The sequence below is a fragment of the Leifsonia sp. KNZ13-11D genome, assembly GCF_056754895.1.
This window is the reverse complement of record NZ_JBPGWU010000001.1, coordinates 3,386,124-3,409,466: the sequence shown is the minus strand read 5'-3', so window position 1 is coordinate 3,409,466 and position 23,343 is coordinate 3,386,124. Positions and strand designations below refer to the sequence as shown.

Genomic DNA, 23,343 nt, shown 5'->3' with positions numbered 1-23,343 from the left:
CAGCCCGACCCATCAGCCGGCCGGGGTGCTCGGGGACCCAGGCTTCCAGTCTTCGAATCCGTTCTCGACGAGAGCGACGAAGATGTCGTCGGACCGGATGCCCAGCGCACTGACGTGTTTGATGATGTTCTCGAACAGCGCTTGCTTGAGTCGCACGGGGAACCGGCGGACTGCTGTGATCTGGATGACGAGGATGTCACGACGATCGACGCCTCCATGCGTGGGATCCGCGATCAGCTCGCCTGCATCGTGCGGGCGGAAGACCTGGAACTTGTCGGTAGCGGGGATGTTCATTTCGGTCAGCTCGAGCTGAGCCTGGTGGATCGCCGCACCGATGGCAGGTCCTTTCTGCTCGAAGAGTGCGCGGTCGAGGTCGATCTGGATAAGAGGCATGGCGTGTCCTTCGTCGGGAGTCCGTGATGGCATAATATAGGAATTGCCAAAGACATGTAGGGTTCCCTCCCCTGACGACGTCGTCCACGAGAAAGCGGGAAAGAAATGGCACGGGTACTGAGCGCCGAACAGCGTGCGAACCTCATCATCCTGGACGTCGAGACGGGGGTGGCCAGGAACGTCTTCACATCGTCCACGATGCTCTTCGAGGCCCCCAACTGGACACGGGACGGCAGGTGGCTGGTCGTCAACGGCGACGGCCTTCTCTTCCGGATCGCCGTGGACGGAGGCACGGAGCTCGAGCAGATCGGCCTGGGGGCGATTCCGCCCATCAACAACGATCACGTCATGAGCGCTGACGGCAACACGGTCTACGTCTCCTCCGTCGACAGCCACATCTACGCCGCCGCCGTCGATGGGAGCGTCCAACGCCGCATCACCAACCAGCGTGAAGCAGGCTACCGGCACTTCCTCCACGGCCTGTCGCCGGACGAGAAGACGCTCGTCTACACCGGCATGGAGCTTCGCGCGGACGGATCGCCGCGGTTGAACATCTATACGATTCCCGTGGCCGGCGGCACGGAGTTCGCGATCACCGACGACGACTTCCCGGATGACGGACCCGAGTTCAGCAGAGACGGTGCGAGCATCTACTTCAACTCGGAGCGGGGCTCGAGCACCCCGGGGCACGCGCAGCTGTTCCGCGTGGCAACGGACGGCACCGGTGTCGAGCAGTTGACCCACGACGACCGCGTCAACTGGTTCCCGCACCAGTCGCCCACGAACGACACGATCGCGTACGTCAGCTTCCCCCCTGGCACGCTCGGCCACCCCGCCGACGTCGACGTGCTGGTGCGCCTCCTCGACTCCTCTGGCAACGTCAGGGATCTGGCCCGGGTTTTCGGGGGCCAGGGGACGATGAACGTCCCCAGTTGGTCTCCTGACGGCCGCAGCATCGCTTTCGTCGAGTATCCCGTCGGCTAGGACGCCCGGCTACGGCACCATCGGCGGCCGGTCGTACTGCTCGATACCCACGAGGGCAGCCGGCCCCTGGTCCGCGAACGCTTGCGAATAACGCCCGAACGACGTCGTGATGTGCTTCGCCATGAGGCGTTCCGCATCGGCCGGCCGGCACTCCTGGATCGCCTTCCAGATCTCGCGGTGCTCATCCGCCGTGGCCGTCCCCTCGACATCGACCTGATAGAGACGGAACAGGTGCAGATGGCAGTGCGTCTGGATGTAGGCTTGCTCGACGACGGAGTTGCCCGAAGCTGCGATGATCGCGCCGTGGAAGCGCATGTCGTGGGCGAGCATCGCCTGCCGGATGTCGTGATGGACGTTCACCTTCTGCTGATACGACTCCACTTCGGCGGCGAGGACGCGCGCGGGATTGCTCAGCGCGTCGACGGCTGCGCATCGGGCCGCCCAGGGCTCGACGAGCATCCGGAACTCGAAGAGCGATCGAAGACCCGGGAGATCGAGTATCGGAGTGGTCGAGTACCCCTTGGAAGCGCGGTAGACGAGGAGCCCGTCGCCCTCGAGCCGCTGGAGGGCCTCCCGGACGGGCGTCTGCGAGACGCCGAGCTCGCGTGCCATCGCATCGATGTTCACGCGGGTGTTCGGCGGGATCTCGCCTTCCACGATCTGGAACCGCAGGGTTGCATACACCTTTGCCGGTGCGGTTCCATGTCCGTGCCGTTCCCGCCGTGCGTTGTCGGACAAGTGAGCCTTTCGTGCTGTGAGCCGTGCGACAGCCCAATCCTACGTGCGTGAGAACGGGTCTCACCGGCTGCGAATGATATAGAAATCGTATTGATTGTATATGAGGCGAATGGGAGGGGACATGGTCGCGCCGATGAGCCCGGACGATTTCGACGCCTTGTTCGATTTGCTCGACAACCGCGGGCGTTGGGGGAGCGACGACGAACGCGGAACGCTCAACTTCATCGACGCGTCGATCATCGAAGCGTCGTCACGACTCGTCGTCTCGGGCGAGACCATCGGCCTCGGTCGCCGCGTCGACACAGTCGCCGGCCCGGACAACCCGCGACCGGCGGAGCACCACATGACCGGCGTCGGCAATGCGCACGCGATGCTCGAGGTGAACACGGACTTCATCGGAATGGACGTCCACGGACGGTTCAGCCATCTCGACTCCCTGGCGCATATCGCCTACCGAGGGCACGTCTTCAACGGCAGGCCGCTGCATTCGGTCGTGGATTTCCGCGGGACGCGCTTCGCGTCGGTCACCACCCTCGCGGACGGGGTGGCGGCGCGCGGCGTCCTCCTGGATGCCCCTCGCGTCTTCGCGCAGCCGTGGCTCGAACCGCCATTCGCCCTCTCCGCCGGAAACCTCGCGACCCTAGCCGACGAACTGGGGGTAGAGGTGAAGCGCGGCGACATCGTGCTCGTTCGGACGGGACAACCGGCGCGTCGCGCGGAGGTCGGACCTCAGCCTCTCGGGGCTCCCTCCGTCGGCCTCCACCCTGAAGGCTTCGCCTGGCTGGCTCGCAAGCAGATCGCCCTGCTCGGCAGCGATGGCAACAGCGAAATGCGGCCCTCTGTCGTGGCAGGAGTGGACGCGCCCGTCCACGCGCTCGCCCTGGCCGCGGCGGGAATGTGCCTCCTAGACAATCTCGACCTCGAGAGACTGAGCGAGGCCTGCGATCGTGCGAACCGGTTCGAGTTTCTCCTCGTCATCGCGCCGTTGATCGTCTCCGGGGGCACCGGATCGCCCGTCAACCCCATCGCGGTGCTCTGAAAGGTCGGCGGAGCTGTCCCCGCTGCGAACGGCCAGTCGCGGGAGTGCGCTCTCGATAGTCGCGGGCTTAAGCTGGGACCACGGAGCCACCGTGGCGCCCATGAGGGAGCCAAGATGTCGGCCGATTCGCGTTTTTCCGTTCCGTTGACGCTCGGCGTCCTCGCCACCTCCGCGAAGCCGGATGAGCGGCGGTTGCCGTTGCATCCGGCGCGCCTCGACCGCATCCCGGCCGAGCTGCGTGAGCGCATCGTGCTCGAGACCGGGTACGGCTCTCGGTTCGGCGCGACCGACGACACATTGCGTCCCCTGGTCGGACGCATCGCCTCCCGCGCCGACGTGATCGCGTCGAGCGATGTCGTGCTGCTCCCCAAGCCGCAGCCATCCGACCTGGACGAGCTCCGCGACGGCCAGGTGCTCTGGGGCTGGCCGCATTGCGTGCAAGACAGGGCGATCACCCAGCGAGCCATCGACAAGCGCCTGACCCTGATCGCCTTCGAGGCGATGAACCACTGGACGAGCAGCGGCAACTTCGCTTTGCACGTTTTCCACGTCAACAACGAGCTTGCCGGGTACTGCTCGGTGGTCCATGCGCTGGGGCTGGTCGGCCGGACCGGCGATTACGGCCGGCGCCTCAACGCTGTCGTCATCGGGTTCGGAGCGACTGCGCGCGGCGCGGTGACCGCGCTGAACGCCCACGGCATCCACGACGTGCAGGTGCTCACCAACCGGGAGGTCGCCGCGGTCGGTTCACCGATTCACTCCGTACGCATCGTGCAGTTCGATCACGATGACGACGCTCCGTTCCTCAGTCACGTCATCACCGACGCCGGGAGGGTGCCGCTCGCCCCCTTTCTCGCGCAGGCGGATATCGTCGTGAACTGCACCTTGCAGGATCCGAACGCGCCACTCACCTACCTCACGGAGCATGATCTGGCCGCCTTCGCCCCCGGAAGCCTGATCGTCGACGTCTCGTGCGACGAGGGCATGGGATTCAGCTGGGCACGCTCGACCAGCTTCGCCGAGCCGATCATCGAGGTCGGCGACCATGTGCAGTACTACGCCGTCGACCACAGTCCGTCCTACCTCTGGGACTCCGCGACGTGGGAGATCGGGGAGGCGTTGACGCCGTTCCTGGAGGTCGTGATGGCCGGCCCCGACGCCTGGCAGGCCGACCCGACCATCCGGCGCGCGATCGAGATCCAGGACGGGATGATCGTGAACCCGGCGATCCTCACCTTCCAGAACCGCGAGCCGCTGCCGCCGTACCGGGATGCCCTCGGCCGCTGACGCGCTCGCGCCGGCGCATGAATGCGAGTGCGTCAGTGGTCGTGCCGCGACCCGGTGAGGCCGGGGAGCACCGCGGTGCCTTCCCTCTGAACCGCGGTCAGTGACGACGGGTTGAGGCCGAGGGCGGCCAGGATGGTCGGAGCGACCTGGGTGGTCTCTACGGGCGCCGATGTCACCTGTGCCGGAACGCCTGGTCCGTCGACGACCATCAGCACGTGAAGGTCGCCGGTGTTCATTCCGCCGTGCTCAGCGAGTTTGGTCGGGCCCGAGTAGATCACACCTTCCTGCACCTCGCCGAAGACGTCGGGGTAGTGACCGTTATCGACCGCGACGCCGAAGAAGCTCGCGGCATCCTTCCCGGCCCATACCCGGCTCAACCCGGAGTGCTGCACGGTGACCGTCCCACCAACGGCATTGATGCCCTGAGCCGTGTGGTTCCACAGGTACGCCTTGACGAAGTCGTCGGCGGTCTGGGAGTTGTCCGACAGGTAGGACTGCCAGAGGTCGTCGTCGGTGCCGGCGACGATCAGCTTCGTGTTGTTCGCGTGGGTCTGCGCCCATGCGGCGTTGATCGCGTCGATGATGGGGCCGTCCTTCACCGTCACCAGCTTGGCCGGGTCCTGGGGCGACTGACCGTGCTTTGCGGTGAGCACGATCGTCGTGTCGCCGGTCAGGCCTTCCTTGTGGATGGTGGTGACCATCCGGCCCAGTTGTGCGTCGACGTAGTCCAGGGCGCTGGAGAGGACCGGCCCGGGGACGAGCTTGCCGTTCGCCCACTGGTAGCCGCCGGCCTGCGGTGCGCTGGTGGTGTAGGAGCCGTCGACGTTGTGGATGAGCGTGGTCGGCGTGGATGTGATCTTCTGGGCGACCGAGACGGTCTGGAAGTTCATCCCCAGGATCGCAGGCACGCCGGTTTTGGTCTTACCTGAGTGGTCGAGACCGTCGAGCTCGTTCACGACGGCCTGCACCTTGTACCCGTCGTACTGTTTGGTGGCAGCGTCGATGTGGGCCCAGTCGTCGTCCTGTGGGTACGGCACGCCGTTCGGCATCACAGCCTGGGAGTCGATCTCGGGAGAGAACAGGTCGTCGATGCTCTGGCCGTTGGATCCTGGACCGTTGAAGGATGCGTACACCTCGTGTTTGTCCGACCAAGCCGTGCGCATACCGGCGTTGTGGATGACCTGGAAGATCGTGTTGTCGCCCAGGTAGTCCCACGGCGTGATCGGCTGGCACGTCGCCGGGTCGACGGGGAAGGTCGCGGGGTTCAGCGAGGACTTCGGATCGAATTCGAGGTTCATGATCGCGGCGGGGTCCTTGTCCACGCCTGCCGGGTAGACGGAGCCGTTCTCGTCGAAGGACGGGAACGTTCCGTTCGCCGGATCGACGAAGTCGGGAACCGCCGGCAACGCGTCGTCGGGCGAGTCATAGATGACGTCGCCGCCGGTCGCCGGCTTACCCGGCGTGCACGCGGCTCCGGCCTCATCGACGGTGTGGCTGTACTCGACGTCGTAGAAGACGCCCGTCGTCCTGGGGTTGCCGCCGGTCATCAGCGCGGTCCCGCCGGGGTCGGAGTCGGACGGATTCGATGTCCGCGCGTCGGTGTATTCGCTCCCACCGTGCGTGAGCTCGGCGAGCGTCGAGCTCGGGTGCTGCGAGATGTACCAGTCGAGGTCGCTCTGGTGCATGCCGTCGATGGAGATGAGCAGGACGTGCCGCGAATGATTCCCGCCGGGGGGAACCGCCGCCGATGCGCTCGTCACCGTGCCCGACCCGGCGAAGCTCGCAGCGGCGAGGGCCGCAAGGCTCATGGCGGCGACCGCCGTACGTGCCCGTGTTCTGGATTCCATCGCATTCCTCCGTCATCGGCCGGGCGGCGGCTCATCTCGATGAGACCTCGGACCGCTCGCGCGTTCTCAGCGTGGGCACGGAAGGTGAATTCCGCGGGAACCATCGATGATCCCAAGGCGAATGAAACCTTCGGGACCGCACAGGTCCGCGCCCCCGCCGCGCACCTGCGTCCCGAGCATCGTCCGGGTGCTAACGTCGCCCGCATGACCGTCACTTCGCTCCTCGACCTGCGCTTCGCGCCCGACCACCTCGAGGACGGGCCGCGCGCACTGCTCGACATCCTCGCGGACACCCGCGCGTTCGACGGCTGCCTCGGCGTGCACGTCATCGCCGACGTCACCGACCCCGCCCACGTGGTCGCGGTCGAGCACTGGCAGTCGCTCGAGCACGACGAGGCCTACCGCGCCTGGCGAGCGGGGCCGGGAGCGTCCGGCCTGGGCGCCTATCTGGCCGTGCCATCAGCACTGACACGGTTCACGGACGTCGTCTCGCTCTGAGTCCTCGCGCGCCTGCAGTCCGGCAGGGTGTGTGATGTCTCAGCCGTGCCCCACCCGATTGGGGGGCATATTCGAGGCCGGGGCACTTACAATCTTGTGCGTGCTTCCGGCCGAACAGACTGACGAGCCCGTGTCCTCCAGGGATGGCGGCGCTCCTGTCTTCGTCGACTCTTCCGGCCGCAAGCTTCGCCGAACGCGGGTCGTCGGAGGCGTGGTCCTCTCCGCGATCCTGCTGTACGTGGCGCTGGTCGTGAGCGCGTTCTTCGGTGGCCCTCGGATCGGGGTGCCTCAGCTTCCGTTCGTCGACGGTGAGGCCGGGGCCGCGGTGAACCAACAGAGAGTCTCGGTGGTCCCGAGCCCTGTCCCTGTACCGCTGCCGCCACCAGTCGCGCACACGCCGTCGGGACCAGTCGGCCAGGTTCCGCCCGGCCGGCCGGCGGCCCCGAGCACTCCGGCGCCGGTTCACTCGGCCGCGACTGCGCCGCCGGCTGCCGGTCCGACGGCCACGCCGTCTCCGATGGCCACGGCGCCCGGAAAGAGCGCGACTGCCCCGGGGCAATCGAGAAAGCCCCCGCACCCGTGACACGGAGTGGCCCGGGAGGCTCGCGGCGCTCCGTCCGGGCTCACTGGATCGTGCTCGTCGGCGTCCTGCTCGCCGTCGCCGTCGCGCTGCTGGTCGAGGGCTACACCCAGCACCTCGCCGGGATCGGAGACGACGCGGTCGGAGCCTCCGGCTCGGCCGCGCAGGTGCCGCGTGCCGTCAGCACGGGCGGCCCGGTGGTGGATGCGCGGGAATCCGCCCCGGTAACGGCGAGGCCGCGCGCGCACACGATCGCGTTGACCTTCGACGACGGCCCCGATCCTCGCTGGACCCCCGAGATACTGCGCGTGCTTGCGAAGCATCACGTGCACGCGACGTTCTTCATGGTGGGGACTGCGGTGATCGCACATCCCGAGCTGGCCCGCGCCGTGGTCGCGGCGGGCGACGAGGTCGGTATTCACACGCTGACCCACGTGGACCTCAGTCTCGTTCCCGACTGGCGCAGGCAGCTCGAACTCCAGGCCGGCCAGCAGGCGGTTATCGAGGCCACCGGCCGCACGTCGTCACTTCTCCGGCCGCCGTACAGCTCGGAGAATTCGGCGGTGACCGACAAGATGTGGTCTGCGATGCGTTCTGCCGCTGCGGAGGGCTATCTGACCGTGCTGTCGACGAAGGACGGGGAGGACTGGCGCCGTCCGGGTGTCACGGCGATCGAGAACGCGATCGTGCCGACGGACGGCTCGGGCCAGGTCGTTCTGCTGCACGACGGCGGCGGTGACAGAAGCCAGACCGTCAAAGCGCTGGACGGTGCTCTCACGCGTCTGGCCGCCGAGGGCTACACGGTGACAACAGTCGGTCAATCCGTCGGGCTTCACCACACGATGCAACCGGCGACGTTCGCCGACCGGGCGGAAGCGGATATGACCGTGTGGGGGATCCGCCTGAGTGGTCTCCTGGTCGGCGCGATCACGGCGGCCTTGGTCGTCAGTGGAATCGTCATGCTGATCCGGGCTGTACTGGTCGTGGGGACCGCGGCGCGACACCGTCGGCAGTCCCGCGGGAGGCACCGCCCGAAGGTCAGCGCGCGTCCCGAGCTCCTCGACCCGGTCTCGGTGATCGTTCCGGCGTACAACGAGGCGGCCGGCATCGAAGCGGCCGTGAGATCGCTGGTCGCTTCGACGCATCCTGTCGAAGTGATCGTCGTCGATGACGGCTCCACCGACGGAACGGCCGATCTCGTGGAGGCGCTCGGCCTGCCGGTCCGGTTGATCCGTCAGCGCAACGCCGGAAAGCCGGCTGCGTTGAACACTGGTCTGCGTGCCGCCCGCCACGACATCATCGTCATGGTCGACGGGGACACGGTTTTCGAGCCGGGGACGGTCCACGCGCTCATTCAGCCGCTGAGCGACCCGTCCGTCGGCGCCGTCTCCGGCAACACGAAGATCATCAACCGTGAGGGCGTGCTGGGAGCGTGGCAGCACATCGAATACGTCGTCGGGTTCAACCTGGACAGGCGCCTCTTCGATATCGCCGAGTGCATGCCCACCGTCCCCGGTGCCATCGGGGCTTTCCGGCGCTCGGCTCTCGAACGCATCGGCGGGGTCAGCGATGACACACTCGCGGAGGACACCGACCTCACCATGGCCTTGTGCCGGGACGGATGGCGCGTCGTCTACCAGGACGATGCTCGCGCATGGACCGAGGCTCCCGCGTCGCTGGGCGCCCTGTGGAGGCAGCGGTATCGCTGGTGCTACGGCACCCTGCAGGCGATGTGGAAGCATCGGGGGGCGATGGTCCAGCGTGGGCAGGCGGGCAAGCTGGGCCGGCGCGGGTTGACCTACCTCCTGCTGCTCCAGGTGCTCCTACCGCTTTTCGCCCCCGTGGTGGACCTCTTCGCGATCTACGGGCTGATCTTCCTCGATCCGGTGAGGATCGCCGCGCTCTGGCTCGCGTTCCTGGCCGTCCAGTTCGGAATGGCTTGGTACGCGTTCCGGCTGGACAAGGAGAAGCTCACACCCCTGTGGACTCTTCCACTCCAGCAGATCGTCTACCGTCAGCTGATGTACCTGGTGGTCATCCAGTCGGTGTTCACCTCGTTCGCGGGGACGCACCTGCGCTGGCATCGGATGGAGCGTTACGGGTCGCTCGCCGCGCGTTCCGGGACGCAGGCCGATCAGCACGTCGAGCCCGACCGCTACGCGCCCTCCGTGAACAACGTGTGACGTTCGGTCGGGATGGCTCCTCGGGCCGGGTCAGATGCCCCGGTCGTGGGTGACGCCGACGCAGAGCGTGCCGTTCTCATCGGTCACCAAGAGGCCCGTGCTCGAGTTGGCGCATCCCGCCAACCGGTGCAGCCAGTCCTGGTCGAGGGCGGGTCTTTCGGGGCCGTCGAAGCGGAAACGCAGCGGGACCCCGCAGTCGAGCCAGATCGTGGTGCGTCCGCTCCCGTTGGCTTGTGCCTCACGCCACGACATCGCGAAAGACTCATGGCGCTGCAGTTTGTGAATGATCACCACTTCCAGGTGCGCCAGGAGGCAGTCATCGAACGAGACTCGCGCCGAGCCGTCATACGCCAGGTAACCCATCCCGGCTCACCTCCTGTGCTCACCGTAGCGGCAGGGCCGGTTCCGGTGCGTGCCCCTTCTGTCGGTCACAGTCCGTAACCAGCGCTGTCCTGTCGCCCCATGGACCGCTTACCCTGGCTCGCGACCGCATCCGCCCTGCGAACACGAGAGGAGGCATCCCATGCCAGACAGCGGAACCGAGAGCAGGAACGGCCTCGTCGTGCTCGCCGTGCTCAGCTCGGCCCTCCTCGTGGTCGCTGTCGTGAGCCTCACGCTGTCGACGGCGTCGGCGACGACAGGGGTCACCGTGTCGGCCGTCGTTCTGCTGGCCGGTGCGGTCTACGGTCTCGTCGCCTCCGTCGTGCTCCTGGCGCGACGGTCGGGTGCGGACAGGGAGGGGACCGGAACGCCCGAGTCGGACAGCGCGGCGAAATAGCGTTCCCGGGCGATGGCCACGAGTTCCCAGTCCGGGGTCCGCCCGGGGCGGAGCAGCGGCGTGGTGACGATGTCGGCCGTCGACGTCTCGACGAGCCGGTGGAAGTAGCCGGGGGCGAGCAGGTAGCTCGCTGCGACCGTGCGGGCGCCCGCAGGTGCGTCGGCTGAGACGCGGGCGATGGCATGCTCGAGGCTCGGCTGGGCGGCGCTGAGGAAGCCGACCGTAACGGGCCGGTGGGCAGCGACTCCGAGGAGGAGCCCGGCCTCGAGCCCGTCGTCCACGCCGGCCCGATCGCTGGACCCCGCCGCGGCGAGGACGACGCGGTCGGCGGTGACCGCGCCGGCCTCCTGCAGCCGGCGCCGCAGGAGCTCGGCGAGGCGCGGGTGCGGCCCGAGCGCGCCGGCGACGATCGCGCGCCGGCCGTAGGGCTGCGTCGCCTGCGGGATGTCGTGGCCGAGATGATAGCCGCGGGACAGCAGCAGCGGCACCACGACGATCGTGGCGTCCGCAGGCAGGTCGCCGAGCGCCGAGGCGACGTCCGGTTGCTGCACATCGACGAACGCGTGGGCCGCGATGTCCGCGTCGACCGCATCGTGCACGGCCTCGGCGAACGCGGCGACAGCCTGCTGGCCCAGCGGGTCGGAGGTCCCGTGCGAGACGGTCACGATGGCGATCATGTGCTCTCCAGTCGATGCGTGAGACGGCCGTGGCCGGGGACGAAGGCGCGTCCAGCATGCCTGAGAAGCCCTTCATCCTTTATGGATTGAGTCCATTTATTACCTCCGCCCTTCCCTCGCGGTTCCCATCCGGCCTAGGTTCCCTCTCGATCCGCCCCGCAGCGGAGGAAGGAAACCCGGTGACGATCTCGGAACAGCACACCGCACGGACCGCGGCCGCGAGGCCGCGCCGGTCGGACGCCCGGCCGAACGGTCAATGGGCGGTCGACGGCAAGACCCCGCTGAACGGCAACGAGGCGTGGAAGCAGGAGGACGGCGGCCTCGCCGTCCGTGAGCGCATCGAGAGCATCTACGCCAAGGGCGGCTTCGCCTCCATCGACCCGACCGACCTGCACGGCCGGTTCCGGTGGTGGGGCCTGTACACGCAGCGGAAGCCCGGCATCGATGGCGGCAAGACCGCGACCCTGGAGCCGCACGAGCTCGAGGACGAGTACTTCATGCTGCGGGTCCGCATCGACGGCGGCCAGCTCACGACCGAGCAGCTGCGGACGATCGCGGGTATCTCCACGGAGTTCGCTCGCGACTCCGCCGACCTCACCGACCGGCAGAACATCCAGCTGCACTGGGTGCGCGTGGAGGATGTGCCGGAGATCTGGCGGCGCCTGGAGGCCGTGGGCCTGAGCACGACGGAGGCGTGCGGCGACGTGCCGCGCGTGTTCCTCGGTTCGCCGGTCGCGGGCATCGCCGAGGACGAGCTCATCGACCCGACCCCGCTGATCCAGGAGATCGCCGACCGGTTCCTCGGCGACCCGGAGCTGGCGAATCTGCCGCGCAAGTTCAAGACGGCGATCAGCGGGCACCCGAGCCAGGATGTCGTCCACGAGATCAACGACGTCTCGTTCGTCGTGGTCGAGCACCCCGAGCTCGGCGTCGGCTTCGACCTGTGGGTCGGCGGCGGCCTCTCCACCACCCCGCGGCTGGCCGAGCGTCTCGGCGCGTTCGTCCCGGCCGAGAGGGTGCCGGAGGTCTGGCACGGGGTCGTGCAGATCTTCCGCGACTACGGCTACCGTCGCCTGCGCAACAAGGCCCGGCTGAAGTTCCTGCTCGCCGACTGGGGCGTGGAGAAGTTCCGGAAGGTGCTGGAGGACGAATACCTCGGCGAGCCGCTGGCGGACGGGCCCGAACCGGCCGCGCCGACGACCACCGGGGATCACGTCGGCATCCACCGCCAGAAGGACGGCCGCTACTTCATCGGCGTCACCCCGTTCGTCGGCCGGGTCTCCGGCACGACTCTCGGGCGGCTCGCCGACCTGCTGGAGCGGCACGGCTCCACCCGCCTGCGGACGACCCCGCACCAGAAGATCCTCGCTCTCGACATCCCCGAGGCGAGCGTCGAGCAGGCCGTCGCGGAACTCGAGGAGCTGGGACTCTCGGCCAAGCCGAGCGTCTTCCGGCGCGGCACGATCGCCTGCACCGGCATCGAGTACTGCAAGCTCGCGATCGTGGAGACCAAGGCCACCGCGGCCGCGGCCGTCCAGCAGCTGGAGGACCGGCTCGCCGGACTGGAGCTGCCGACGCCGCTCAGCCTGCACGTCAACGGCTGCCCGAACTCGTGCGCGCGCATCCAGACCGCCGACATCGGACTGAAGGGCCAGCTGCTCCCGGACGGGAACGGTGGCCAGGTGCCCGGATTCCAGGTGCACCTCGGCGGCGGGCTCGCCTCCCGCGACCGGGACGAGGCCGGACTGGGTCGCACAGTGCGCGGGCTCAAGGTCACCGCCGACGGGATCGCCGACTACGTCGAACGCGTCGTCACCCGGTTCCTGGCCGACCGCGACGAGACGGAGACGTTCGCCCAGTGGGCGCACCGGGCCGATGAGGAGGCGCTGCAGTGACCGCGACGAACCTGGGCAGCCTCCCCGTGCGGCCGGCCGAACTGCGTCCCCTCGACGAACTGCGCGCCCTCGCCGAGCGCGGCGCCCGCGAACTCGAGGATGCGACGGCCGAGCAGATCGTCCGCTGGGTCGCCGACAACTTCGCGGTCGAGCGCACCGCCGTCGCGTGCTCGATGGCCGACGCGGTGCTCCCGCACGTGGTCGCCTCCGCGCTGCCCGGCGTGGACGTGTTGTTCCTCGACACCGGCTATCACTTCGTGGAGACCCACGTGACGCGCGACGAGGTCGCCCGCGCGCTCGACGTGCGCGTGGTCGACGTGAAGCCGAAGCAGACCGTCGCCGAGCAGGACGCCGAGTTCGGCGCGGAGCTGTTCGCCCGCGACCCGAACCTCTGCTGCGCACGCCGCAAGGTCGAGCCGCTCCAGCGGGCGCTGACCGGCTACGAGCTCTGGTTCACGGGCGTGCGCCGCGAGGAGGCGCCAACGCGCACCGCGACGCCTTTCATCAGCTGGGATGAGAAGAACGGCCTGGTCAAGGTGAACCCGCTCGCGGCGTGGACGTTCGACGAGCTCCTCGACTACGCGACGGCCCACGCGGTGCCGCTGAACCTGCTCCTCTCGAACGGGTATCCCTCGATCGGCTGCGAACCGTGCACCAAGCCGGTGGCCGAGGGCGAGGACCCGCGCTCCGGCCGCTGGGCCGGGCTCGCCAAGACGGAATGCGGACTGCACCTATGACCGGCACACCGACCGCCACCGCCGCGCCGACCGCCACCGCCGCGCCCGCTCCCGCGCTCGACCTGATCGACCAGCTGGAGGCCGAGTCCATCCACATCATCCGGGAGGTCGTCGCCGAGTTCGAGCGGCCCGTGCTGCTGTTCTCCGGCGGCAAGGACTCGGTGGTCGTCCTCCACCTGGCCGCGAAGGCGTTCTGGCCGGCGCGCGTCCCGTTCTCGCTGCTGCACGTGGACACCGGCCACAACTTCCCGGAGGTCCTCGACTTCCGCGACGCGACCGCCGAGCGGTTCGGCATCCCGCTGGCCGTGGCCAGTGTGCAGGACTACATCGACGACGGCCGGCTCACCGAGCGCGCCGACGGCACCCGCAACCCGTTGCAGACCGTGCCGCTGCTCGACGCGATCGAGGCCGGACGGCACGACGCCGTCTTCGGCGGCGCTCGCCGCGACGAAGACAAGGCCAGGGCGAAGGAGCGCATCCTCTCCCTCCGTGACGGCTTCGGCCAGTGGGACCCGCGCAACCAGCGGCCCGAGCTGTGGAGCCTGTACAACGGCCGGCACACACCGGGCCAGCATGTGCGGGCGTTCCCGATCAGCAACTGGACCGAACTCGACGTCTGGCGCTACATCGAGCGCGAGGACATCGAGCTGCCGCCGCTGTACTACGCGCACGAACGCGAGGTCTTCGCGCGCGACGGGATGTGGCGAGCGATCGGCCCGGTCTCGCCCGCGGACCGAGGGGAGACGGTCGAGCGCCGGCTGGTGCGCTACCGCACCGTCGGCGACATGAGCTGCACGGGCGCGGTCGAGTCCGACGCGGGCGACGTCGCCGCCGTGGTGCGGGAGGTCGCGGCCTCCACACTCAGCGAGCGCGGCGCGACGCGTGCCGACGACCGCATCTCCGAGGCCGCCATGGAAGACCGGAAACGACAGGGATACTTCTGATGACTCTGATCGACGACGACACCCGTCGGGCGCACGCGGCGCCGGCCGCGCCGGCGGCCACGCGCGGCACCCTGTTCCGGTTCGCCACCGCCGGCTCGGTCGACGACGGCAAGTCGACCCTGGTCGGCCGGCTGCTGCACGACTCCAAAGCGATCCTCGCCGACCACCTCGCTGCCGTCGAGCGCACCTCGCGTGAACGCGGCTTCGGCGGCGACGCAGGCGGGCTGGACCTCGCCCTGCTCACCGACGGACTGCGCGCCGAGCGCGAACAGGGCATCACGATCGACGTGGCCTACCGTTACTTCGCGACCGACGCCCGCTCGTTCATCCTCGCGGACTGCCCAGGCCACGTGCAGTACACGCGCAACATGGTCACCGGCGCCACCACGGCGGACGCGGTCGTGCTGCTGGTCGACGCCCGCAACGGCGTCCTCGAGCAGACCCGGCGCCACCTCGCGGTCATCAGGCTGCTGCGGGTGCCGCATGTGATCGTGGCGATCAACAAGATCGACCTGATCGGGTTCGATGCCGACCGCGTGCGGCAGGTGACGGAGGACCTGGTCGCGGTGACGACGGAGCTCGGCATCCGGGACCTCCACGTGATCCCGGTGTGCGCGGTCGACGGCGACAACATCGCCGACCGCTCGGCCCGCACGCCGTGGTACGACGGCCCCGCCCTCCTCGAACTGCTGGAGGCGCTGCCCGGCGCCGACCAGACCGGGGCCGCGGCCGACGCCCTCCGGCTCCCCGTGCAGGTGGTGCTGCGTCCGCAGGGCGCGCTCGCACCCGGCCTCGACGCGGCCGCGTACCGCGACTACCGCTCGGCCGCCGGCCGCATCGCCTCGGGCGGCGTCGCGGTCGGCGACCGGGTCAGCGTCCTCCCCGGAGGCGCGACCTCGGTCGTGACCCGCATCGACGTCGCCGGCCGCAGCGTGGAGTCCGCGGTCGCGCCGCAGTCGGTCGCCGTCAGCCTGGCGGACGACCTCGACCTCGCCCGCGGCGCGATCATCGGTGCGGCCGGCACACTGCCCGAACCGCGCTCGGCGCTGGACGCCGAGGTGTTCTGGCTCGACGCCTCCCGCGGCGTCCCCGGCGCGCGGCTCCTGCTCAAGTGGGGCACCTCCACCGTGCAGGCGCGGCTGACCGCGATCGCGGGTCGGCGCGACCTGACGACGCTGCAGGTCATCCCCTCCGACGCCCTGGAGGTCAACGACATCGGCCACGTCGCCCTGCAGCTCGCAGAGGCACTGCCGGTCGAGCCGTACGCGGCCAACCGGCAGACCGGCGCCTTCCTGCTCATCGACCCGCAGTCCGGCGCGACCCTCGCCGCCGGCATCGTCTCCTGAAAGGCTTGCCCTTGCGCACCTCGCTCCGCACCGCAGCCGTGCTGATCCTCGCCGCGGCGGCCGCCGCCCTGACCGGGTGCGCCGCCGCCACCGCGGCCGACGCGCCCGCGACCGGCGGTTCCGCCGCGTCGGCCATCCGGGTCGGCTACTTCGACAACGTCACGCACGCGCCCGCCCTCGTCGGCATCCACAGAGGCCTGCTGCAGAAGGCGCTCGGGAAGACGACGCTGAAGACCACCCAGTTCACCGCGGGCCCCGCCGAGATCGAGGCGCTCAGCGCCGGCGCGATCGACGCCGCCTACATCGGGCCGAGCCCGGCGATCAACTCCTATCTCAAGAGCGCAGGCCAGTCGCTGACGATCGTCTCGGGCGTCGCCATCGGCGGCGCAGCACTGGTGGTCAAGGACGGCATCACGTCGGCCGACCAGCTCAAGGGCACGACGATCGCGACGCCGCAGCTCGGCAACACCCAGGATGTCGCGCTCCGCTACTGGCTCAGCAAGAAGGGCCTGCACACCTCGACGGCCGGCGGGGGAGACCTCACGATCGCACCGACCGACAACGCGCAGGCGCTGACGGCCTTCCAGGCCGGCAAGATCGACGGCGCGTGGGTGCCCGAGCCGTGGGTGTCCCGGTTCGTGATCGACGGGAAGGCGAAGGTCCTCGTCGACGAGGCGTCGCTGTGGCCCGGCGGTCGGTTCCCGACCACCGTCCTCGCGGTGTCCTCGGCGTTCCTGAAGGCGCACCCGCAGACGGTGAAGGCGCTGGTCCACGGCAACGCCGAGGCCGTCGCCGCGCTGAAAGACCCGGAGACCGCCGCCGCCGACATCAACGCGCAGCTGGAGGCCGACACCGGCAAGACGCTGGCGACCGGAGTGCTGGTGCGCGCCCTCGACCACGTCGCCTTCGACACCGACCCGGATGCGGCCGCCTTCCCCACGCTCGTCCAGCACGCCACCGCGGTCGGGCTCGGCACGAAGGGGTCGCTCAAGGGGCTGTTCGACCTGACCGCGCTGAACGCCGTCCGCACCGCGGCGGGCCAGCCGGCCGCGTCCACCGGCGGTCTGGGGTAGCGGCATGAGCGGCCTCGACAGCCCCGCGGTCTCTCTGACGGGAGTGAGCAAGCGCTTCGGCACGCACGCGCCCATCGTGCTGGACGGCATCGACCTCCGCGTCGGCGACGGCGAGTTCGTCTGCCTGCTCGGGGCGTCCGGGTGCGGCAAGTCGACCATCCTGAACCTGATCGCCGGGCTGGAGCAGCCGACTCTCGGCGAGATCGCGGTTCCGAGCGGGCCGGTCGCCATGATGTTCCAGGAGGCGGCGCTGCTGCCGTGGCTGACCGCCCGGCGCAACGTCGAGCTCGCCCTCGACCTCGGCGGCGTACCCCGCGATCAGCGTCGCGCCCGCGTCGACGAGCTGCTCGCGCTGGTGTCGCTCGCGCACGCCGCCGACCGGCGCCCGCACGAGCTCTCCGGCGGGATGCGCCAGCGCGTCGCCCTCGCGCGCGCCCTCGCGCAGGACCGGCACGTGCTGCTGATGGACGAGCCGTTCGCCGCGGTCGACGCGATCACCCGGGACCTCCTGCATGTCGAGCTGGAGCGGATCTGGCGGCAGACCGGCCGCACCATCGTGTTCGTCACCCACAACGTCCGGGAGGCGCTGCGTCTCGGCGAGCGGATCGTGCTGCTCAGCTCTCGACCCGGCCGCGTCGCCGCCGAGTGGGAGATCCCGGCGACGGTGCGCGCCGGCGCCGACCCGGTGGAGGTCGCCCGGCTGGACGACGACATCACCCGCCGGCTGCGAGAGGAGCTGATCCGCAATGCCGCCTGACGCCACCGCCACCTCGACCATCGGCGCCGCGATCGCCGGCCCTACGGCCGCCGGCCCAACGCGCACAGGCTCCGCGACCTCCGAGCTGCACGCGCTGGAGGCCGGGCTCGACTCCCTCCAGACCGCGAGCGACGCCGCGCCCCGCCGCGCTCGCCGCATCGCCCGGGCGGTGGTCCCGCCGACCGCCTTCGTGCTCGTCGCCGTCATCGCCTGGCAGCTCTACACCGTCATCGCGCACCCGCGCCCCGACCTCTACCCCGGACCGGCGGACGTGCTCGCCGCGCTCGGCAGCGCCGCGGCCTCCGGCCACCTGGCCACGGCGATCGCCACCAGCCTGGGCCGCGGCGGCTTCGGCTTCCTGCTCGCGATCCTCATCGCCACCCCGCTCGGGCTGCTGCTGGCTGAGGTGCGCTGGCTGCGCCGTGCGGTCGGCCCGATCCTCTCAGGCCTCCAGGTGCTGCCGTCGGTGGCGTGGGTGCCGGCCGCGATCCTCTGGTTCGGGCTCACCGACGCAGCCGTGTACTTCGTCGTGCTGCTCGGTGCGGTGCCCTCGATCGTGAACGGCCTCCTGGCCGGCATCGACCAGGTGCCACCGCAGCTGCGCCGCGTCGGAGTCGTGCTGGGAGCGAACCGGCGCCGGCTGCAGACCCGCATCCTCTTCCCGGCCGCGCTGCCCGGCTACGTCGCCGGGCTCCGCCAGGGCTGGGCGTTCGCGTGGCGATCGCTCATGGCCGCCGAGATCATCGCCGGCTCGCTCGGCTTCGGCCTCGGCACCCTGCTCGAGCAGAGCCGGCAGCTCGCGGACCTCCCGAGCGTGCTGGCGACGATCCTGACCATCCTGGCTGTCGGGATCGTCATCGAGCTCGCCGTCTTCGCACCGGTCGAGCGCAGGCTGCTGCGCCGCCGCGGACTGACCGGGGCCACCCGATGAACACGACGGGAGAGACCCGATGAACAGCAGAGCACCAGGCTCCGTCGCGCTGGTCGGCGGCGGCCCCGGCCACCCCGACCTGATCACCGTGCGCGGCCGCCAGCTGCTGAGCGCTGCGGACGTCGTGATCGCCGACCGGCTCGGCCCGCGCGCCCTGCTCGACGACCTCGCGCCCGGCGTGGAGGTCATCGACGTCGGCAAGCGGCCGCATCACCACCCGGTGCCGCAGTCGCGGATCAACGAGCTCCTGGTCGAGCACGCCCGCGCCGGCAAGCGTGTGGTGCGCCTCAAGGGCGGCGACCCGTTCGTGTTCGGCCGCGGCGGCGAGGAGGCCGAGTTCTGCCGCGCCGCCGGCGTGCGGGTGGAGGTCGTGCCCGGCGTGACCAGCGCGATCGCCGTTCCGTCGATCGCCGGCATACCGGTCACCCACCGCGGCATCGCCGCCGGGTTCACCGTGCTCTCGGCGCACACCGACATCGACGAGGTGCCCGGGGGACCCGAGCACACGGTCGTCCTGCTCATGGGCGTCTCCGGGCTGGCCTCCACCGCGGCCACCCTCGCCGCGGGCCGTCGCGGCGCCGACTGCCCGGTCGCCATCGTCGAGGACGGCTATGGAGACGGCCAGCGCGTCACCGTCGGCACGCTCGGCACCATCGCCGCCGAGGCCGCGGTCCGCGGCGTGCAGTCGCCCGCGGTCATCATCGTCGGCGACGTGGTGCGGCTGGCCGATCCAGAGCTGCTCCCCATCCCCGAGGCCCAGATCGCCACAGCGCAGACAAGGACAGCGCAGACAAGCACAGCGCAGACAAGCACAGCGCAGACAAGCACAGCGCAGACCGCCACAGCACAGCCCGCAGCAGACCACAGCACTGCACCGTACAGAGAGGCACCTCAATGACCCGACCGTTCCGTGTGGCCGTCGTCGGCGCCGGGCCTGCCGGCATCTACGCCGGCAACATCCTGCGCACCCGCGCCGCCGAGGCCGGCATCGACGCCCGGATCGACCTGTTCGAGTCGTTGCCCGCGCCCTACGGCCTGATCCGGTACGGCGTCGCCCCCGACCATCCGCGCATCAAGGGCATCGTGACCTCGCTGCACGAGATGCTCGCCGACGGCTCGGTGCGCCTGATCGGCAACGTGGAAGTCGGCGCCGACATCACCGTGGACGAGCTGCAATCCCTCTACCACGCGGTGATCTTCTCGACCGGCGCCCAGCGCGACGCCGTCGTGCACCTCCCCGGGCTCGATCTCCCCGGCAGCTTCGGCGCCGCCGACTTCGTCTCCTGGTACGACGGCCACCCCGACGTGCCTCGGCACTGGCCGCTGGACGCGAAACGGATCGCCGTGCTCGGCAACGGCAACGTCGCCCTCGATGTCGCCCGCGTGCTCGCCAAGCACCCCGCCGACCTGCTGACCACCGACATCCCCGCCAACGTGTACGAGGGGCTGCGTACGTCGCCGGTGGAGGACGTGCACGTCTTCGGCCGCCGTGGACCGGACGACATCAAGTTCACCCCGATCGAGCTCCGCGAGCTGGGCGAGGTCACCGGCGTGGACATCGTGGTGTACGACGACGACTTCGACCGCGTCGCAGCCGACACGGAGACGGGGGAGCGGCGTGCGGCCGGCAACCAGGCGAAGGTGCTGGCTCGCATCCTGCAGTCGTGGCGTGACCGCGAGCCTACCGGGGCGCCCCGCCGCCTCCACCTGCACTTCTGGCACAGGCCGGTCGCGCTGCTCGGCGAGGAGGCCGTGACCGGCATCCGCTTCGAGCGCACCGAGCCCGACGGGCAGGGCGGGATCCGCGGAAGCGGCGAGTTCCTCGAGTACGACGTGCAGGCCGTCTACCGGGCGATCGGCTACCGCGGCACCCCGGTGCGCGACGTTCCGTTCGACGAGGCCGCCGGTGTCATCCCGAACGACGGCGGCCGCGTGCTCGACGACGGCGAACCGGTTCCCGGCCTCTACACGACCGGGTGGATCAAGCGCGGGCCGGTCGGCCTCATCGGTCACACCAAGGGCGACGCCGGCGAGACCATCGAGAAGCTGCTGGAGGACCACGGGGCTCTGGCCGACGTGGTTCGGCCGGGCGAGGAGGCCGTGCTCGAGTTCCTGGAGTCGCGCGGCGTCCGCTACACGACGTGGGAGGGCTGGCTGGCGCTCGACGCTCACGAGCGCGCCCTCGGCGACGGCTTCCCCGGCGACGTCGTGCGCGAGCGGGTGAAGGTCGTGCCGCGCGACGAGCAGGTCGCGATCTCCCACCGTGAGGTGATCGTCCGATGACCTACGTGATCGCGCTGCCGTGCGTCGACGTGAAGGACCGCGCCTGCATCGACGAGTGCCCGGTCGACTGCATCTACGAGGGCGAGCGCTCGCTGTACATCAACGCGGAGGAGTGCGTCGACTGCGGCGCGTGCGAGCCGGTCTGCCCTGTGGAGGCGATCTATTACGAGGACGACCTCCCGGAGGAGTGGGCGGACTATCACGCCGCCAACGTCGAGTTCTTCGACGAGCTCGGCAACCCCGGCGGAGCCTCCAAGGTGGGTCCGCAGCGCTACGACCACCCGCTGATCGCCGCGCTGCCGCCGCAGGGTGACCCGGAGCAGGAGGTCGCGCATGCCTGAGGTCGTCGTCATCGGGGGAGGGCCGGCCGGGCTCTCCGCGACGCTGAACCTCGCCCGTGCGCTCGTCGACCTCGTGCTGGTGGACGCCAGCAGGCCGCGCAACTCGGCCACACTGCGCTCCCACGGCTTCCTCACCCGCGACGGCATCCGCCCCACCGAGCTGCGCTCGCTCGCCAAGGCGGAGTTCGCGGCCTACGAGAATGTCGAGCACCTGGAGCGGCGCACGGTGACCTCCCTCCGGAAGGACGGCGACGAGTTCGAGGTCGAGATCACCGGCCGCGCGCCGAGCGAGCATCGCAGGATCCGCGCCCAAGTGGTCCTCCTGACCACCGGCTTGACCGAGACGTTGCCCGCGTTGCCCAGCATCCGCTCCTACTACGGCATGAGCATCTTCAGCTGCGTCGCGTGCGACGCCTGGGACCTGCGGGACAAGCCGCTCGCCCTCATCGGCGAGACCTTCGACCTCGCGCGCCGCGCCGTCCATCTCGCCCGCTGGACCAGCGACCTCACCGTCTTCACCAACGCCTCCGAGGCCGTCACCGCCGAGGAGGAGTCCGTCCTGGGCGCGCTCGGCATCGGCGTGGAGCGAACCGCGATCGCCGACCTCGACGGCGAGCGCGGCGCGGTCCGTTCGGTGCTGCTGGAGGACGGCAGAGCGTTCCCGATCGAGGGCGGCTTCGTGCGCCCGACCTGGAACGCAGCTCTGAACTTCATCGACGACATCGCTCCGCAACAGTCCGCCGACGGTCTTCTGATCATCGATGACGGCGGCCGGACCTCCATCCCGGGCCTGTACGCCGCCGGCGACGTCGCCGTTCCCGGACCGCAGCAGATGATCATCGCAGCCGGCAATGGCGCCCGCACCGCCGCGTCCATCGTCGAGGACCTGCAGCTCGACGATGCAGCCGCGATCAGCCCGCTCGCCGAGATCCTCGCCTGACCACCGAAAACCCGCTCCTCCACCCACCTGAAAGGGAACCATGCCAGCACAGGTCTACGAGAACATCACCGAAGCCGTCGGACGCACTCCCCTCGTCAAGCTCAACAGGATCGCCGCCGACGTGGGCGCGACCGTTCTGACGAAGCTGGAGTTCTACAACCCGGCGGGAAGCGTGAAGGACCGCATCGGCGTCGCCATCATCGACGCGGCCGAGAAGGCGGGGGCCTTGCGCCCGGGCGGCACCATCGTCGAGGGCACCTCCGGCAACACCGGCATCGCCCTGGCCATGGTGGGAGCGGCGCGCGGCTACAAGGTCGTCCTCACGATGCCGGAGACCATGAGCAAGGAGCGCCGCGTGCTGTTGCGCGCGTTCGGCGCCGAGATCGTCCTCACCCCCGGCCCCGAAGGCATGCGCGGCGCCGTGGAGGCCGCCCAGAGGATCGTCGCCGAGAACGACAACGCCATCTGGGCGCGGCAGTTCGAGAACGAGGCCAACCCGGCCATCCACCGCGCCACCACGGCGGAGGAGATCTGGGCGGACACCGACGGCGGCGTCGACATCTTCGTCGCCGGTGTCGGCACCGGCGGCACGATCACGGGCGTCGGCCAGGTGCTCAAGGAGCGCAAGCCCGACGTGCAGGTGATCGCCGTCGAGCCCGTCGACTCGCCCATCCTCAACGGCGGCAAGCCGGGGCCGCACAAGATCCAGGGCATCGGAGCGAACTTCGTCCCGGAGATCCTCGACACCAGCGTCTACGACGAGGTCGTCGACGTGTCGTTCGACGACTCGATCGCCACCGCCAAGAAGCTCGCGTCCGAGGAGGGCATCCTCGCCGGGATCTCCTCCGGCGCGATCGTCTGGGCCGCGCTCCAGGTCGCCGCGCGGCCCGAGAACGCCGGCAAGACGATCGTCGCGGTCGTCTGCGACACCGGAGAGCGGTACATCTCGACGGCCCTCTGGGAGGGGCTGGGGGACTGACCGGCCCCATCGGGCTGCCGCCGCCGACCGCCAGGACGTCTCCACGAACGACGGCCTCGGCGCCCGGCCGGACCATGCCCCCGGGCGCCCCGCCGTTTCGCACGGCGCCCGGG

23 protein-coding genes are annotated in these 23,343 nt (G+C 69.9%); 18 read left to right on the top strand and 5 right to left on the bottom strand.

Translation table 11 applies throughout. From position 1 onward, the window contains the following. Nucleotides 1-12: 12 nt before the first annotated feature. Nucleotides 13-393 carry a tautomerase family protein gene (locus ACR9Y5_RS16700; protein ID WP_481299009.1) on the bottom strand — a complete coding sequence of 127 codons (381 nt, stop codon included), beginning with the start codon at nt 391-393 and terminating at the stop codon, nt 13-15. A 105-nt stretch (nt 394-498) separates the two neighbouring features. Between ACR9Y5_RS16700 and ACR9Y5_RS16695 the strand changes: the two genes are divergently transcribed. Continuing rightward, nucleotides 499-1,377 carry a TolB family protein gene (locus ACR9Y5_RS16695; protein WP_481299008.1) on the top strand — a complete coding sequence of 293 codons (879 nt, stop codon included), beginning with the start codon at nt 499-501 and terminating at the stop codon, nt 1,375-1,377. 9 nt (nt 1,378-1,386) lie between these two features. Here the strand turns inward: ACR9Y5_RS16695 and ACR9Y5_RS16690 are convergent, their stop codons facing one another. Then, a complete protein-coding gene (locus ACR9Y5_RS16690; RefSeq protein WP_481299007.1) occupies nt 1,387-2,061 on the bottom strand; it encodes a GntR family transcriptional regulator in 675 nt (224 codons plus the stop codon). A gap of 175 nt (nt 2,062-2,236) precedes the next feature. Between ACR9Y5_RS16690 and ACR9Y5_RS16685 the strand changes: the two genes are divergently transcribed. Both ACR9Y5_RS16685 and ACR9Y5_RS16680 read left to right on the top strand, forming a co-directional pair. After that, complete coding sequence (locus ACR9Y5_RS16685) at nt 2,237-3,154, top strand: cyclase family protein (RefSeq protein ID WP_481299006.1); 918 nt, start codon at nt 2,237-2,239, stop codon at nt 3,152-3,154. A gap of 114 nt (nt 3,155-3,268) precedes the next feature. Then, nucleotides 3,269-4,441: a N(5)-(carboxyethyl)ornithine synthase gene (locus tag ACR9Y5_RS16680; protein ID WP_481299005.1), complete on the top strand. Its 1,173-nt coding sequence runs from the start codon at nt 3,269-3,271 to the stop codon at nt 4,439-4,441. Between the two features lie 32 nt (nt 4,442-4,473). Here ACR9Y5_RS16680 and ACR9Y5_RS16675 read toward each other — a convergent pair whose 3' ends face one another. Beyond that, entirely contained in the window at nt 4,474-6,288 is a 1,815-nt protein-coding gene (locus ACR9Y5_RS16675; RefSeq protein ID WP_481299004.1) for an alkaline phosphatase family protein, read from the bottom strand. Nucleotides 6,289-6,492: 204 nt separating this feature from the next. Between ACR9Y5_RS16675 and ACR9Y5_RS16670 the strand changes: the two genes are divergently transcribed. Further along, a complete protein-coding gene (locus ACR9Y5_RS16670; RefSeq protein ID WP_481299003.1) occupies nt 6,493-6,786 on the top strand; it encodes a putative quinol monooxygenase in 294 nt (97 codons plus the stop codon). Nucleotides 6,787-7,365: 579 nt separating this feature from the next. Continuing rightward, the gene (locus ACR9Y5_RS16665) at nt 7,366-9,549 is read left to right on the top strand and encodes a bifunctional polysaccharide deacetylase/glycosyltransferase family 2 protein (RefSeq protein ID WP_481299002.1); all 2,184 of its coding nucleotides are present in this window, start codon (nt 7,366-7,368) and stop codon (nt 9,547-9,549) included. A gap of 30 nt (nt 9,550-9,579) precedes the next feature. Here ACR9Y5_RS16665 and ACR9Y5_RS16660 read toward each other — a convergent pair whose 3' ends face one another. Next, nucleotides 9,580-9,912, bottom strand: a complete 333-nt coding sequence (locus ACR9Y5_RS16660) for a DUF7882 family protein (protein WP_481299001.1) — start codon at nt 9,910-9,912, stop codon at nt 9,580-9,582. Between the two features lie 160 nt (nt 9,913-10,072). Between ACR9Y5_RS16660 and ACR9Y5_RS16655 the strand changes: the two genes are divergently transcribed. Next, nucleotides 10,073-10,327, top strand: a complete 255-nt coding sequence (locus ACR9Y5_RS16655; RefSeq protein WP_481299000.1) for a hypothetical protein — start codon at nt 10,073-10,075, stop codon at nt 10,325-10,327. Here ACR9Y5_RS16655 and ACR9Y5_RS16650 read toward each other — a convergent pair. Further along, nucleotides 10,231-11,004 carry a sirohydrochlorin chelatase gene (locus ACR9Y5_RS16650; RefSeq protein WP_481298999.1) on the bottom strand — a complete coding sequence of 258 codons (774 nt, stop codon included), beginning with the start codon at nt 11,002-11,004 and terminating at the stop codon, nt 10,231-10,233. The two genes, ACR9Y5_RS16655 and ACR9Y5_RS16650, sit on opposite strands and share 97 nt — an antisense overlap. Before the next feature lie 179 nt (nt 11,005-11,183). Between ACR9Y5_RS16650 and ACR9Y5_RS16645 the strand changes: the two genes are divergently transcribed. The 12 genes from ACR9Y5_RS16645 to cysK are packed head-to-tail and all read left to right on the top strand — an operon-like array spanning nt 11,184 to nt 23,230. Further along, nucleotides 11,184-12,899 carry a nitrite/sulfite reductase gene (locus tag ACR9Y5_RS16645; RefSeq protein WP_481298998.1) on the top strand — a complete coding sequence of 572 codons (1,716 nt, stop codon included), beginning with the start codon at nt 11,184-11,186 and terminating at the stop codon, nt 12,897-12,899. Further along, nucleotides 12,896-13,636, top strand: a complete 741-nt coding sequence (locus ACR9Y5_RS16640; RefSeq protein ID WP_481298997.1) for a phosphoadenylyl-sulfate reductase — start codon at nt 12,896-12,898, stop codon at nt 13,634-13,636. The genes ACR9Y5_RS16645 and ACR9Y5_RS16640 overlap by 4 nt, the downstream gene beginning before the upstream one ends. Further along, a complete protein-coding gene (gene cysD / locus ACR9Y5_RS16635) occupies nt 13,633-14,580 on the top strand; it encodes a sulfate adenylyltransferase subunit CysD (RefSeq protein ID WP_481298996.1) in 948 nt (315 codons plus the stop codon). Before ACR9Y5_RS16640 ends, cysD begins: the two co-directional genes overlap by 4 nt. Then, the gene (locus tag ACR9Y5_RS16630) at nt 14,580-15,926 is read left to right on the top strand and encodes a sulfate adenylyltransferase subunit 1 (RefSeq protein WP_481298995.1); all 1,347 of its coding nucleotides are present in this window, start codon (nt 14,580-14,582) and stop codon (nt 15,924-15,926) included. The genes cysD and ACR9Y5_RS16630 overlap by 1 nt, the downstream gene beginning before the upstream one ends. Before the next feature lie 11 nt (nt 15,927-15,937). Then, a complete protein-coding gene (locus tag ACR9Y5_RS16625) occupies nt 15,938-16,999 on the top strand; it encodes an ABC transporter substrate-binding protein (RefSeq protein WP_481298994.1) in 1,062 nt (353 codons plus the stop codon). A 4-nt stretch (nt 17,000-17,003) separates the two neighbouring features. Beyond that, the gene (locus ACR9Y5_RS16620; protein WP_481298993.1) at nt 17,004-17,756 is read left to right on the top strand and encodes an ABC transporter ATP-binding protein; all 753 of its coding nucleotides are present in this window, start codon (nt 17,004-17,006) and stop codon (nt 17,754-17,756) included. Continuing rightward, entirely contained in the window at nt 17,746-18,687 is a 942-nt protein-coding gene (locus tag ACR9Y5_RS16615; protein ID WP_481298992.1) for an ABC transporter permease, read from the top strand. Before ACR9Y5_RS16620 ends, ACR9Y5_RS16615 begins: the two co-directional genes overlap by 11 nt. Nucleotides 18,688-18,706: 19 nt before the next feature. After that, complete coding sequence (gene cobA / locus ACR9Y5_RS16610; protein ID WP_481298991.1) at nt 18,707-19,585, top strand: uroporphyrinogen-III C-methyltransferase; 879 nt, start codon at nt 18,707-18,709, stop codon at nt 19,583-19,585. Beyond that, complete coding sequence (locus ACR9Y5_RS16605) at nt 19,582-20,970, top strand: FAD-dependent oxidoreductase (RefSeq protein ID WP_481298990.1); 1,389 nt, start codon at nt 19,582-19,584, stop codon at nt 20,968-20,970. The genes cobA and ACR9Y5_RS16605 overlap by 4 nt, the downstream gene beginning before the upstream one ends. Next, nucleotides 20,967-21,311, top strand: a complete 345-nt coding sequence (fdxA, locus tag ACR9Y5_RS16600; protein WP_481298989.1) for a ferredoxin — start codon at nt 20,967-20,969, stop codon at nt 21,309-21,311. The genes ACR9Y5_RS16605 and fdxA overlap by 4 nt, the downstream gene beginning before the upstream one ends. After that, nucleotides 21,304-22,251 (top strand): NAD(P)/FAD-dependent oxidoreductase, encoded by a 948-nt coding sequence (locus ACR9Y5_RS16595; RefSeq protein WP_481298988.1) that lies wholly within the window; start codon nt 21,304-21,306, stop codon nt 22,249-22,251. The genes fdxA and ACR9Y5_RS16595 overlap by 8 nt, the downstream gene beginning before the upstream one ends. Nucleotides 22,252-22,291: 40 nt before the next feature. Next, nucleotides 22,292-23,230, top strand: a complete 939-nt coding sequence (gene cysK / locus ACR9Y5_RS16590; protein ID WP_481298987.1) for a cysteine synthase A — start codon at nt 22,292-22,294, stop codon at nt 23,228-23,230. Nucleotides 23,231-23,343 lie beyond the last annotated feature (113 nt).

Excerpts from the sequence above, each read along its gene's own strand:
- ACR9Y5_RS16660 (WP_481299001.1), bottom strand. The coding sequence starts at position 9,912 with ATGGGTTACCTGGCGTATGACGGCTCGGCGCGAGTCTCGTTCGATGAC.
- ACR9Y5_RS16595 (WP_481298988.1), top strand. The coding sequence starts at position 21,304 with ATGCCTGAGGTCGTCGTCATCGGGGGAGGGCCGGCCGGGCTCTCCGCG.
- ACR9Y5_RS16655 (WP_481299000.1), top strand. The coding sequence starts at position 10,073 with ATGCCAGACAGCGGAACCGAGAGCAGGAACGGCCTCGTCGTGCTCGCC.
- cobA (WP_481298991.1), top strand. The coding sequence starts at position 18,707 with ATGAACAGCAGAGCACCAGGCTCCGTCGCGCTGGTCGGCGGCGGCCCC.
- ACR9Y5_RS16680 (WP_481299005.1), top strand. The coding sequence starts at position 3,269 with ATGTCGGCCGATTCGCGTTTTTCCGTTCCGTTGACGCTCGGCGTCCTC.
- ACR9Y5_RS16605 (WP_481298990.1), top strand. The coding sequence starts at position 19,582 with ATGACCCGACCGTTCCGTGTGGCCGTCGTCGGCGCCGGGCCTGCCGGC.
- ACR9Y5_RS16685 (WP_481299006.1), top strand. The coding sequence starts at position 2,237 with ATGGTCGCGCCGATGAGCCCGGACGATTTCGACGCCTTGTTCGATTTG.
- cysD (WP_481298996.1), top strand. The coding sequence starts at position 13,633 with ATGACCGGCACACCGACCGCCACCGCCGCGCCGACCGCCACCGCCGCG.
- ACR9Y5_RS16630 (WP_481298995.1), top strand. The coding sequence starts at position 14,580 with ATGACTCTGATCGACGACGACACCCGTCGGGCGCACGCGGCGCCGGCC.
- ACR9Y5_RS16675 (WP_481299004.1), bottom strand. The coding sequence starts at position 6,288 with ATGGAATCCAGAACACGGGCACGTACGGCGGTCGCCGCCATGAGCCTT.
- ACR9Y5_RS16620 (WP_481298993.1), top strand. The coding sequence starts at position 17,004 with ATGAGCGGCCTCGACAGCCCCGCGGTCTCTCTGACGGGAGTGAGCAAG.
- fdxA (WP_481298989.1), top strand. The coding sequence starts at position 20,967 with ATGACCTACGTGATCGCGCTGCCGTGCGTCGACGTGAAGGACCGCGCC.
- cysK (WP_481298987.1), top strand. The coding sequence starts at position 22,292 with ATGCCAGCACAGGTCTACGAGAACATCACCGAAGCCGTCGGACGCACT.
- ACR9Y5_RS16700 (WP_481299009.1), bottom strand. The coding sequence starts at position 393 with ATGCCTCTTATCCAGATCGACCTCGACCGCGCACTCTTCGAGCAGAAA.
- ACR9Y5_RS16695 (WP_481299008.1), top strand. The coding sequence starts at position 499 with ATGGCACGGGTACTGAGCGCCGAACAGCGTGCGAACCTCATCATCCTG.
- ACR9Y5_RS16670 (WP_481299003.1), top strand. The coding sequence starts at position 6,493 with ATGACCGTCACTTCGCTCCTCGACCTGCGCTTCGCGCCCGACCACCTC.
- ACR9Y5_RS16615 (WP_481298992.1), top strand. The coding sequence starts at position 17,746 with ATGCCGCCTGACGCCACCGCCACCTCGACCATCGGCGCCGCGATCGCC.
- ACR9Y5_RS16650 (WP_481298999.1), bottom strand. The coding sequence starts at position 11,004 with ATGATCGCCATCGTGACCGTCTCGCACGGGACCTCCGACCCGCTGGGC.